An 11926-nucleotide genomic window follows, 5' to 3' on the forward strand; every position below is an offset into this window, starting at 1 on the left:
CTGTGTGGTGGCACACCGTGCTCCTCCCGGGTTGATCCCGCCGCCTCAAACCGGAGGTGCTCCACCTGCGTCTTCGGAGGACTTCCATGCCATCAGTGCGCCGTCTGCTCACCCTCGCGACCGCGGCTTCGGCCGCGCTGGCGACCACGATCGGCCTCGCCCCACCGGCCATGGCCGCAGTCGACCCCGTGCTCGCCTCGCCGTACCTGTACCAGTGGAGCGGGCAGACCGGTCCGGCCGCGGCGATGTCCGCGACCGGCGTGAAAGCGTTTACCCTCGCCTTCGTCCTGTCCGACGGGACCTGCAACCCCAAATGGGACGGCACCCGGTCGCTGACCGGCTCCGACAAGACGATGATCCAGAACATCCGCAACGCCGGCGGGGACGTGATCCCGTCCTTCGGCGGCTGGTCCGGCACGAAGCTGGGCTCGAAGTGCACGTCGGCCTCGGCACTGGCGGGCGCGTACCAGAAGGTGATCGACGCCTACGCGCTCAAGGCGATCGACCTCGACGTCGAGAACACCGACGAGTTCCAGAACGCCACGGTGCAGGACCGCATCCTCAACGCCGTCAAGCTGACCAAGCAGAAGAACCCGGGCCTGCGCGTGGTCATCACCATCGGCACGACGACGACCGGTCCCGACAGCTGGGGCAAGCGCCTGATCAACCAGGCCAAGGCGATCGGCGCGGGCGTCGACGTCTGGTCGGTCATGCCGTTCGACTTCTCGAACGGCGGTGACATGGCCGCCATGACGAAGTCGGCGGTCGACGGCCTGAAGAACCAGCTCAAGACCACGTTCGGCTGGAACGACGACACCGCCTACCGGCACAGCGGCCTCTCCTCGATGAACGGCAAGACCGACAACGCGGGCGAGACCGTCACGGTGGCGAACTTCAACTCCATCCGCAGCTACGCGGCGAGCCACCACCTGGCCCGCTTCACCTTCTGGGCCACCAACCGCGACTGCGGCGGTGGCGGCGAATGCAGCGGCATCACCCAGGACAAGTACGCGTTCACCAAGATCGTCGCCGGCTACACCGGCTGACGCGGAGACCCGTAGTGGGGCTGTCGGAGGCCCTCTCGCCGGCATCGGGGTCGGCGAGGGGGTCTTCGCGGGTCAGCGCCGCCAGCCGCCGCAGTAGTAGGGGTTGCACTGGTACGGGTTCCAGCCGGAGGGCGACGGTTTCGTCGTCGACGGCGGAGGTGGCGGCGGCAGTTCGACCGTCACCGTCGGGGTGGGTGTCGGCGTCTTGCGGGCGTGCATCACCACCGGGGACGGCGTGCTGGTCTGCGTCGGCGCGGCCACCGCGGTCGACGGCGGGATCGCGGTCGCCGGCTGCAGCTGCGGGAACTGCGTGGAATCGGGCACGGGATCCGGCCGCGTGGCCAGCACGAGCACGAGCCCGCCCAGCACGACGATCACCGCGGAGGCCAGCGCCATCCGCGCCGCCCCGCTCTGCCGGACCTCCGGCTCGGCGTCCCGGCGTGCGGCCAGTTCGGCCGCGCGCGACCCGGGTCTGCGCGGCCGCGCCCCGGTCTGTCTGAGCAGTTCGTCGACCGTGACCCGGTCACGTCGTCTGCGCGCACGGCGCGTCATGCACGACCTCCACCCGAATACCCCCGCCGCCGCGCTCGCCCGCGGCCGCCTGATCCCCGGTGGATAGTAGAAACCCTTGCGGTAATTGTAAACGCGCTGATCGCAGCGGTCTCGTTATCGTTTCGAGACATCCGGATCGCGTTCCCGGCCGTAGCCGTCAACGAGCGGCGAACCGCCGCCGCAACCCCGCCACCCGCCGGGTCACCGGCGCGAACTCCGGCAGCTTCAGCAGCGCCAGCAACCCGAACGGCACGGCCATCCCGAGCAGCCCCTGCACCGGCAGCTTCACCCACGCCGCCGGGATCGCGCCGAGCGACGCCGGCACCGCGTGCCCCGCCAGCACCGCGGCCACCACGCCGAGCGCGCTCGCCGACAGCGTGATCAGGCCGACCCGCAGCGACCGCTTGCTGCGCAGGTGCCCGAGCCGGACCCACAGCCAGACCTGGCCGAGGACCGCGCCGACCACGAACCCGGCGCCGTTGACCAGCATGACGCCGTACACGACGTGCTCGCCGTCGAGCAGCCCGCGGCAGGCCAGCAGCAGCGGGATCTTCACCGCCGTCATCACGAGCATGATCAGCGTCGGCGTGCGGGCGTCCTTCATCGCGTAGAACACCCGCAGCTGCAACATGACCAGCGCGAACGGCAGCAGCCCGACGGCGGAGACGGCCAGGGTCTGGCCGAGCCGCTCGGCGTCGTCGAGGGTGCCGCGTCCCCAGGTGAAGATCGCGATGCCGATCGGCGTGCCGACCACGGCCAGCACCGCCGAAATGGGCACGAAGAGCACCGTCGACATCCGGGAGGCGAGCGAGAGGTCGCCGACGAGCGACACCGTGTCGCCGTCCGCGGCGGCGCGGCTCATCCGCGGCATCAGCGCTGTCAGCAGCGAAACGCCGAGGATGCCGTACGGCAGCTGGAACAGCAGGGACGCGTAGCTGTAGGCCGTGACGCCACCGCTGTTGCCGCCGGTCAGCACACGGGTGGTGACGACGAACCCGACGTGGCTGACGACGACGTACCCGAGGATCCACGCCGCGAGCCCGCCGAACTCCTTGATCCGCGGGTCGAAGCCCCAGCGCCAGCGGAACCGGAACCCGGTGCGCAGCAACGCCGGGATGAGCACGACGGCTTGGGCGACGATGCCGAGCGTCGTGCCGAGGCCGAGCACGAGCAGCTTCGGGTCGCTCATGTGGACCGGGTCGAGGGTCAGCTCCCCCGGCACGACGGCGAACACGACGAGCGTGCCGGTGACGACGACGTTGTTCAGTACCGGCGCCCAGGCCGGCGGGCCGAAGACGTTCTGCGCGTTGAGGATGGCCGAGAGCAGCGCGAACAGGCCGTAGAACAGGATCTGCGGCAGCAGCAGGTAGGCCAGCGCGGTGGTCAGCGCCGGGTTCGCCGTCGGAGACGATTTGTCGACGTAGAGCGCGGTGAACAGCGGGGCGATCGCCACCGCGACGGCCGTGCCGACGACGAGCAGCACCAGCGCCATCGTGATCAGCCGCTGCGTGTAGGCACGGCCGCCGTCCGGGTCGTCGTGGGAGCGGACCAGCAGCGGCACCACGACACTGGCCAGGACACCGCCGAAGAGCAGTTCGAACACGATGTTGGGCAACGTGTTCGCGACGGTGAAGGAGTCGTTGACGACCCCGGCCCCGACCACGGCGGCGAGCAGCAGCTTCGCGACGAACCCGGTGACCCGGCTGACGGCCGAGGCGACCGCCATCCGCCCGCTGGAGCGGGCCAGCGACGAGCCGGCGCCTTCCCCGCGGCCGGCGCTGACCGGCGAAGCGGGCGGCCGCGCGACGATCTGGCCGGCGAACTCGTCGTAGGGCCGCCGGGAGACGTCGAGGTCACGGGTGGGCCAGTGCGGGCCCCGCAGCTCGCTCGGGAGGAAGACCGTCGCCTCGTCGTCGGCCGGTGGTGGGTGCATGGGGGTAAGCCTGCCAGGTCCCCCGACCCGGAAGATATCGAACAGGCGAGCGACTTCACGACCGTGCGTGAGGCACGCCCGGCAGCTCAGGCGGCGACGGTGACGGCCAGCGCGGCGCGCCCGGCCTCGGTGAGCTCGGCGTCGACCCGCCCGGTGGCGCCTTCGACGGCGGGGCGGAGGTAGCCGCCGTGGGCGAGCGCGTGCGCGGTCATCTGATCGCAACAGGCGAATCCGTCGATGAAGAGGTCGGGCTCGCAGCTGCACGACATCTGCGCACGACCCGCGGCCACCGCCTTCAGCATGGCCATCGCGCGGTGGGTGAGCTCGACTCCTGAACCGGACACCGGCTTGCCTTCCCCTGAGGTTCGCTACTACCTGTCATTCGCCCATTGGGCCGATTGTGTTACTTACGGCACTATGACGTTTCGGGTGCGGGGGAGGTTCCGCGGCCGGAAAAGTCTGTCCCAGTGCAGACGCGCGCGCCGTCGCCGCCTGCTCGAATCGAGGCATGAAAGCACTGTTCAAGCAGGTGACGGCGGTGGCCGTGCTGCTCGTGGCCGGAGCCGGGACCGCGACGGCGGACGGGGGCCTGCCGTGGCGAGACTGTTACGACGGCTTGTCCTGCACCGAGATCGTGGTCCCCGCCGACTGGGACGAACCGGCCGGTGGCGCCACCGTCACCGTCCCGCTGCTGCGGATCCCGGCGCGCGAAGGGAAACTCGGCACCCTGCTGGTGAACCCGGGCGGCCCCGGGCAGGCGGTCCCGCTGTTCGCCGTGCCGGGTTACCGCGACCAGTTCACCGATCTCGCGGCGCGGTTCGACGTCGTGGTGTTCGACCCGCGCGGCCTCGACGTCACGTGCCCGGCGCCGACGCCCGCGCCACTGCCGGGCCCGCTGACCGAGCGGGCGTATGACGCCTACGCCGCGGCGAACGCGAAGTTCGCGGCGGACTGCACGACGGCCGCGGGCGCGGTCCGCGGTCACCTCGGCGCCGACCAGGTCGCCCGCGACATGGACGCGATCCGGGTCCGGCTGGGCGAGCGCCGGCTGAACTACTTCGGCAGCTCGTACGGCACGGTGTACGGGCAGGAGTACGCGGCGCGGTTCGGCTCCCGGGTGGGGCGCATGTACCTCGACAGCGTGCTGGACCACACCCGGCCCGACCCGGCGGCGTGGGCTCGCGCCGGCGCGGTGACGGCCGAGCGCAACCTGGCCCGGATGGCCCGCTGGTGCGCGGCGGAAGCAGGGTGCGCCCTGCACGGCCGCGACGTGCTCGCTGTGTGGGACGAGCTGATGGCAACACCGGACGCGGGCGCGATCGTGGCCTGGACGGCGGCCCGCATCGGCAGCGACGCGAGCTGGCCGGCCCTGACGGCGGGGCTGGCCTCGGCCGCGGCCGGCGACACGACCCCGACGACACCGCGCCCGTCCCCGCCCGACGCGCGGCTGGCCCGCACGGCGTTCTGCGCGGATTTCCCCGCTCCGGAAGGGTTTTCGGCGGCGAAGGAGGTGGAGGACGAGCTGCGCGCGGCGGCGCCCCGGCTGGGCTGGGCGGCACACCCGTGGCGGGTGACGGGCCACTGCGCGGGACTGCCACGGATCGGGCCGAATCCGCCGGAAGCGCTACCCCCGACGCCCCGCACCCTGGTGGCCAACGGCGACGACGACCCGCTGACCCCGGCGGACCACGGCCGCCGGGTGGCGGGGCAGCTGCACGGGAGGTATCTGCCGTCGGCGGGCGGGCATGCGCTGTACCTGCGGGGCAACACGTGCGTGCGGGGTCACGTGCACCGGTGGCTGTGGGAAGGGAAGTGGCCGGCGGCGGGGGCCCGCTGCTGAGGCGGGGACGGCGGTCGTGCGGTGGACGGGCGGGCGCGGATGGCGTGCCCGCCCGCGCCTCGTCTCACCTGGCCGCCGCCGCTGCGCGAAGGGCGGACCGGTTCGCGGGGTTGCGCCGCTGCGCCGCACAGCGCCCCAAACCCCGCGCCACCCCGCCTGCCCAGCCGGCCCCGCCCCGCCGACCCCAACCCAGCAGCCACCAAACCCGCACCGCGAACCGACTCACCCGAAGCCGCGCCAACCACTCCACCGGACGTGTACAACGTGCAAATGGCCACCGACCACCCACCCGGCCCGGGACCATGGCACCGCCTGGCCCGCCTCAGCCACACCCCGGCCGGCGACCTGCTCGTCGCCGCCGTCGCCGCGGTTGCCGTCCTCGGCCTCGGGTTGGCCGAACGCTCCGCCGCCGATCCGCTCGCCACCGCCGTTGCCGCGGCCGCCGTTGCCGCGCCTCTCGTGCTTCGCCGCCGGTTCCCGCTCGGCGCCGCCCTGGTCTGTGCCGCCGTTGTCGTCGCCGCCGCCGTTCCGCTGTGGCCCGGGCGGCTGGTCGCCATGGCCGCCTTCGCGTCCGCCGCCTTCCACCGGCCGCGGGCGAGCGTTCTCTGCTGGTCCGTCGGCTGGCTCGTCGTGCTGGCCGTCGCCGGGGTTCGTCCCGCGAATGCCGCCACCTACACCGATCTCGTGCTCCTCGGCGTCGCACCCGTCGCCGCCGGGTACGCGCTGCGGCTGCACCGGGACCGCGCCGAGCACGCCGCGCGGCTCTACCGGGCGGAGACGCGGCGGGTCGTCGCCGAGGAGCACGCCCGCGTCGTCCGGGAGGTGCACGATGCCGTCGGGCACCACCTCACCGTCATCCGGTTGCAGGCCACCGCCGTGCGCCACGTCCTCCGCGCGCTCCCGCCGGCCGCCGATCGGGCGCTGGCCACCATCGCCGACGCCTCGGCCGCCGCCCTCGCCGAAGTGCGGGCCGTGCTCCCCCGAAACGGCAGCTCACTGTCCGATTTGGACACGCTCGTCGAGCGCACCACGGGCCCGGACCGCACCGTCACGCTCACCCGGCGCGGCTCGCCGGACGTGCCGCCGCTGCTCGACCACGCCGGCTACCGGGTGGCCCAGGAAGCGCTCACCAACGTCCTGCGCCATTCCGACGCCACCCGCGTGGACGTCGGCGTCGACCACCGCCCGGACGCCGTCGTGATCACCGTCGCGGACAACGGGTCCACCACGCCCGGCGCCGCCGAAGGCACCGGGCTCCGCGGCATGCGGGAGCGGGCCCGGCTGCTCGGTGGCACCGTCACGATCGAGCCCGGCGAACCGACCGGCTGGCGGGTCGAAGCCCGGCTCCCGCGATGATCCGCACGCTGCTCGCCGACGACCAGGAGCCGGTCCGCTGGGCCCTGCGCCTGGTGCTCGACGCCGAAGAAGACATCGAGGTGGTCGCCGAGGCCGCCGACGGCGCCGAAGCCGTCGAGAAGGCCCGGTACTGCCGGGTCGACGTCGTGGTCCTCGACCTCCGCATGCCGCGCCTGGACGGGGTCGCCGCCATCCGCCGGATCGGCGAATCGGTCAACCCCGCGCCCGCGGTCGTCGCGCTGACCACGTTCGACGTCGACGAGTACCTGTTCGGCGCGCTCAAGGCGGGCGCGGCGGGCTTCGTGCTCAAGGACAGTGAACCGGCACTGCTGGTCGACGCCGTCCGCGCGGCGGCCCGCGGCCAGGGGCTGCTCGACCCGCAGGTCACCCGCCGCGCGCTCCGCCGGTTCGCCGAGCCGGCCCCGCGGCGCCGGGGCGGCCGGGACCTGCTCACGCCGAGGGAGCTCGAAGTGCTGCGTCACGTGGCGAAGGGCATGAGCAACGCCGAGATCGCCGGCGCCCTCGTCGTCGGCGAAGGCACGGTGAAGACCCACGTGGCCCGGATGCTGGCCAAGCTCGGCCTGCGCACCCGGGTCCACCTGGTGATCCACGCCTACGAGCACGGCCTCGTGGACGACCGCTGACTCAGGACAACCGCAGCTCCAGCGTCCGGGCCCACTCGCGCACGATCTGGCGACGCCGGCGCGCGTCGTCCGTCAGCAGGTTCGCCAGGCCCAGTCCGCGTGCCAGGTCCAAGGTGGCCTGGACCAGTTCCCGCACCCCCGGCCGGGACTCGTCGACGCCGAGGAGCTCCACCGTCACCCGGTGCGCCTCGCGGCCGACCCGGGCCTCCAGGGGCACCAGCACGTCCCGGAGGGCGTCGTCGGTCGCCGCCACCGCCCACAGCTGCAGGGCCGCGCGGAACAGCGGGCCCGTGTACAGGTTCAGCACCATCTCCACGACGCGCTCGATGCGGGACGCGCCGGTCGGGAGGCCGGCCGCCTGGGCCCGCAGCTCGTCGATCTGGGCCTCGCCGAGCAGGTCGACCGCCGCCACGACGAGGTCCTCCCGCGCCGGGAAGTGGTGCTGCGCCGCGCCGCGCGAGACGCCGGCGCGCTCGGCGATCCCGGCCACCGTGACGCCGTGCCAGCCGCGCTCGCCGAAGCTGTCGAGCGCGGCCTCGACCAGCCGCCGCCGCGTGGTGCGGCTGCGTTCCTGCTGGGGTTCGCGGATGCCGGTCAAGCCGGGTCCACCCAGAAGTCCAGCTGGAGGTCCTCTTCGGACCCGCCGACGCGGTACTTCGCGAAATCCGTGACGCCGGCCGCGCGCAGGATCTCGTCGTCGAGGAAGAAGTTGCCGGTCGCCTCGCGGCTCGGCTTGGTCAGGATCACGTGGGCCGCGTCGGCCACGATCTCCGGCGTCCGGCTGCGCGATGCCAGTTCCGCGCCGACGACGTTGCGGATCGCCGCGGTGTCGATCGTCGTGCGCGGCCACAGCGAGTTGACCGCGATCCCGTCGCCACGAAGCTCCGCCGCCAGACCGACGGTCACCAGGCTCATCGAGTACTTGGCGATGCTGTAGGCGAGGTGCCCGGCGATGAACCACTTCTCGTCGAGGCTGATCGGCGGCGACAGCGTCAGGATGTGCGGGTTCGCCGACGCGCGCAGGTGCGGAATGGCCAGTTTGGACAGCAGGAACGTCCCGCGCGCGTTGATGTCCTGCATCAGGTCGTAGCGCTTCATGCTGACCTGCTCGGTCGGCGTCAGGTCGATCGCGCTCGCGTTGTTCACCACGACGTCGATCCCGCCGAACTGCTCGACGGTCTTCGCCACCGCCGCGGCCACGCCGTCGTCGTCGCGGACGTCGCCGAGGATCGGCAGCGCGTACCCGCCCGCCTTTTCGATCGCCTCCGCCGCGGTGTAGATCGTGCCGGGCAGCTTCGGGTGCGGCTCGGCGGTCTTGGCCAGCAGCGCGACGTTCGCGCCGTCTTGGGCGGCCCGCAGCGCGATCGCCTCGCCGATGCCCCGGCTCCCGCCGGACATGATGAGGGTCTTCCCCGCCAATGTAGCCAAAACGACCCTCCTAGTAGGACTTCGGGAGCCCGAGGCTGTGCTGGCCGACGAAGTTGAGCACCATCTCGCGGCTGACCGGCGCGATCCGGCCCAGCCGCACCGCCGTGACCAGCGTGCCGAGACCGTACTCGGTCGCCAGGCCGTTGCCGCCGTGGGTCTGCACGGCCTGGTCGGTGGCCCGGATCGCGACCTCGGCGGCGGCGTACTTCGCCATGTTGGCCGACTCCCCCGCGCCGAAGTCGTCGCCCGAGTCGTAGAGCGACGCCGCTTTCTGCGTCATCAGCTTCGCGAGTTCCAGCTCGATCTTGATCTCCGCCAAGGGGTGCGCGAGGCCCTGGTGGGTCCCGATCGGGGTGCCCCAGACCTGCCGCTCGTTGGCGTACCCGACGGCCTTGGCCAGCGCGTACCGGGCGATGCCCAAGGAGAACGACGCGCCCATGATGCGTTCCGGGTTGAGGCCGGCGAACAGCTGCGCGATCGCCGCGTCCTCCTCGCCGACCAGCGCTTCGGCGGGCAGGTGGACGTCGTCGAGGAACAGCGAGAACTGGTTCTCCGGCGCGATGATGTCCATCGGGATCTTCGTGTACTCGAAGCCCGCGGTGCCGGTCGGGAGGATGAACAGCGCGGGCTTGAGCCGCCCGGTCTTCGAGTCCTCGGTGCGGCCGACGACGAGCACCGCGTCCGCCTCGTCCACCCCGGAAATGTAGACCTTGCGTCCATTGAGGACCCAGCCGCCGGCGTCGCGACGCGCGGTCGTGGTGATCTTGTGCGAGTTCGACCCGGCGTCCGGCTCGGTGATCGCGAAGACCATCCGCTTGGTTCCGTCGGCAATGCCGGGCAGCCACTGCTTCTTCTGCTCGTCGGTGCCGAAGCGGGAGATCACGGTGCCGCAGATGGCCGGCGAGACGACCATGAGCAGCAACGGCGACCCGGCGGCGGCGAGCTCTTCGAGGACCGCGGCGAGGTCGGCGATGCCCGCGCCCCCGCCGCCGTACTCCTCCGGGATGTTGACGCCGAGGTAGCCGAGCCGGCCGGCCTCGTCCCAGAGCTCGTGCGTTTTCTCGTCCGCGCGGGCCTTGCGGGCGTAGTACTCGTGCCCGTACTTGGCGCCCAGCTCGGCCACGGCCTTGCGAAGCGCGATCCGCTCCTCCGGCTCGACGAAGTTCATCGCGTTCATTCTGCTTCTCCCACCACCGCGAGGATCGTGCCCACTTCGACCTGTTGTCCCACCGTCACCGGCAGTTCCGCGACCACGCCGTCGGCGGGCGCGGCGATCCGGTGTTCCATCTTCATCGCTTCGAGCCACAGCAGCGGGTCGCCCGCCTTGACCGGGTCCCCGGCCTGGACGGCGAGCCGCACGACGGTGCCCGGCATCGGCGCGACCAGCGACCCGGCGGCCAGTGCGGCGTCCGGGTCGGCGAACCGCGGCTCGGCCCTGAGCGCCACCGAGCCGAGCGCCGAGTCCACATAGGACACGCCGTCGTGCCGGGCGACGTCGAAGGCACGCCGGACCCCGGCGACGTCCAGCACGACCCGGCCCGGTTCCGCGCTGACCAGCTCGGCCTCGAAGCCTTCCGCGCGAAGGCCGTCCCGGATCAGCGAGTAGACCACCTCGTACTCGCGGCCGGCCACGGTGAAGACCTTGCGCTGCCCGGCCGAGCGCACGTTGCGCCAGCCGCTGGGCAGCCTGCTCTGTGTCGTCGCGGCTGCCCGGTTGCCCGCCGCGTCCGCCAGCGCCGCCGCCAGCGCCGACAGCCGTTCGGTGTCGGGCGTGGCCAGCGGAGCGGCCAGGGTGTCGAGGCCGTGGCGGTCGAAGAACGCCGTGTCGGTCTCCCCGGCCAGGAAAGCCTCGTGGCGCAGGATGTTCACCAGCAGGTCGCGGTTGGTGACGACGCCGTGGATCTTCGCCGCGGCCAGGGCCTTCGCGAGCCGCCGGGCCGCTTCGGCTCGGGTCGGCGCCCAGGTGATCACCTTGGCGAGCATCGGGTCGTAGTGGACACCCACCACGGACCCGGTCTCGAAGCCGGAGTCGAGCCGCAGCCCGGCGCCTTCGCGGAACTGCCGGTCGACATCGGGCACCTCGAAGGTGTGCAGCGTCCCGCTTTGCGGCTGCCACCCGGCCGCCGGGTCTTCGGCGTAGAGCCGGACCTCGATGGAGTGGCCGACGGCCGGCGGCGGGTCGGCCGGCAGGCGCTCGCCCTCGGCGATCCGCAGCTGCAGCGCGACCAGGTCGAGGCCGGTGACGTTCTCGGTGACCGGGTGCTCGACCTGCAGCCGGGTGTTCATCTCGAGGAAGGAGAAGCGGCCGTCGGGTCCGGCCAGGAACTCGACCGTGCCCGCGCCGACGTAGCCGATCGCCTTGGCGGCCTTGCGCGCGGCCTCGAACAGCTCCTCGCGCATGGCCGCGTCGACGAACGGCGACGGTGCTTCCTCCACGACCTTCTGGTGCCGGCGCTGGATCGAGCACTCCCGCTCCCCCACCGCCCACACCGTGCCGTGCTGATCGGCGAGCACCTGGACCTCGATGTGCCGCCCGGTCTCCAGGTAGCGCTCGCAGAAGACAGTCGGGTCGCCGAACGCCGACGCGGCCTCCGCGCTCGCGCCCCGCACCGCCTCGGCCAGCTCGTCGAGCGAACGGACCACGCGCATCCCGCGGCCACCACCACCCGCGGACGCCTTGACCAGCAACGGAAGATCCTCTTCGGTGACCGACTCCGGGTCCAGTTCGGGCAGCACGGGCACCCCGGCCGCGGCCATCAGCCGCTTGGACTCCACTTTGGAGCCCATGGTCTCGATGGCCTCCGGCGGCGGCCCGACCCAGGTCAGCCCGGCGTCGAGCACGGCCCGCGCGAACGCGGCGTTCTCGGACAGGAAGCCGTACCCGGGGTGGACGGCGTCGGCGCCGGTCTCGGCCGCGGCCTTCACCAGCAGCTCGGCCCGCAGGTACGTCTCGGACGGCGCGTTGCCGGGCAGCCGGACGGCCGCGTCGGCTTCGCGGGTGTGCGGGGCGGCGGCATCGGCGTCGGAGAACACCGCGACCGTGCCGATCCCGGCGTCGCGGCAGGTGCGGAAGACGCGGCGGGCGATCTCGCCGCGGTTGGCGACCAGCAGGTTCTGGATCATCGCT

11 protein-coding genes are annotated in these 11926 nt (G+C 72.6%); 4 read left to right on the forward strand and 7 right to left on the reverse strand.

Annotation, left to right across the window (positions count from 1 at the left end; all coding sequences use genetic code 11):
* The first annotated feature begins 86 nt into the window (after positions 1-86).
* Positions 87-1046: a glycosyl hydrolase family 18 protein gene (locus tag I4Q55_RS15720; protein WP_206788550.1), complete on the forward strand. Its 960-nt coding sequence runs from the start codon at positions 87-89 to the stop codon at positions 1044-1046.
* Between the two features lie 72 nt (positions 1047-1118).
* Here I4Q55_RS15720 and I4Q55_RS15725 read toward each other — a convergent pair whose 3' ends face one another.
* From I4Q55_RS15725 to I4Q55_RS15735, 3 genes are all read right to left on the reverse strand, one after another.
* Positions 1119-1598, reverse strand: coding sequence for a hypothetical protein (locus I4Q55_RS15725; RefSeq protein ID WP_206788552.1), 480 nt, complete (start codon positions 1596-1598; stop codon positions 1119-1121).
* A gap of 157 nt (positions 1599-1755) precedes the next feature.
* Positions 1756-3531, reverse strand: a complete 1776-nt coding sequence (gene murJ / locus I4Q55_RS15730) for a murein biosynthesis integral membrane protein MurJ (protein WP_206788554.1) — start codon at positions 3529-3531, stop codon at positions 1756-1758.
* 86 nt (positions 3532-3617) lie between these two features.
* Entirely contained in the window at positions 3618-3875 is a 258-nt protein-coding gene (locus I4Q55_RS15735; protein WP_206788556.1) for a hypothetical protein, read from the reverse strand.
* A gap of 164 nt (positions 3876-4039) precedes the next feature.
* Here I4Q55_RS15735 and I4Q55_RS15740 point away from each other — a divergent pair, with 164 nt between their 5' ends.
* From I4Q55_RS15740 to I4Q55_RS15750, 3 genes are all read left to right on the forward strand, one after another.
* Complete coding sequence (locus tag I4Q55_RS15740) at positions 4040-5371, forward strand: alpha/beta fold hydrolase (RefSeq protein WP_206788558.1); 1332 nt, start codon at positions 4040-4042, stop codon at positions 5369-5371.
* 270 nt (positions 5372-5641) lie between these two features.
* Positions 5642-6727, forward strand: a complete 1086-nt coding sequence (locus I4Q55_RS15745; RefSeq protein WP_206788560.1) for a sensor histidine kinase — start codon at positions 5642-5644, stop codon at positions 6725-6727.
* Positions 6724-7371, forward strand: coding sequence for a response regulator transcription factor (locus tag I4Q55_RS15750; RefSeq protein WP_206788562.1), 648 nt, complete (start codon positions 6724-6726; stop codon positions 7369-7371). The genes I4Q55_RS15745 and I4Q55_RS15750 overlap by 4 nt, the downstream gene beginning before the upstream one ends.
* 1 nt (position 7372) lies before the next feature.
* Here the strand turns inward: I4Q55_RS15750 and I4Q55_RS15755 are convergent, their stop codons facing one another.
* The 4 genes from I4Q55_RS15755 to I4Q55_RS15770 are packed head-to-tail and all read right to left on the reverse strand — an operon-like array spanning position 7373 to position 11922.
* A complete protein-coding gene (locus tag I4Q55_RS15755; RefSeq protein WP_206788564.1) occupies positions 7373-7969 on the reverse strand; it encodes a TetR/AcrR family transcriptional regulator in 597 nt (198 codons plus the stop codon).
* Positions 7966-8799 (reverse strand): NAD(P)-dependent oxidoreductase, encoded by an 834-nt coding sequence (locus I4Q55_RS15760; protein WP_206788566.1) that lies wholly within the window; start codon positions 8797-8799, stop codon positions 7966-7968. Before I4Q55_RS15760 ends, I4Q55_RS15755 begins: the two co-directional genes overlap by 4 nt.
* Positions 8800-8809: 10 nt before the next feature.
* Positions 8810-9976 carry an acyl-CoA dehydrogenase family protein gene (locus tag I4Q55_RS15765; RefSeq protein WP_206788568.1) on the reverse strand — a complete coding sequence of 389 codons (1167 nt, stop codon included), beginning with the start codon at positions 9974-9976 and terminating at the stop codon, positions 8810-8812.
* A complete protein-coding gene (locus I4Q55_RS15770; RefSeq protein WP_206788570.1) occupies positions 9973-11922 on the reverse strand; it encodes a biotin carboxylase N-terminal domain-containing protein in 1950 nt (649 codons plus the stop codon). Before I4Q55_RS15770 ends, I4Q55_RS15765 begins: the two co-directional genes overlap by 4 nt.
* Positions 11923-11926 lie beyond the last annotated feature (4 nt).

Source organism: Amycolatopsis sp. MtRt-6, from assembly GCF_017308975.1.
Taxonomy (GTDB): Bacteria; Actinomycetota; Actinomycetes; order Mycobacteriales; family Pseudonocardiaceae; genus Amycolatopsis.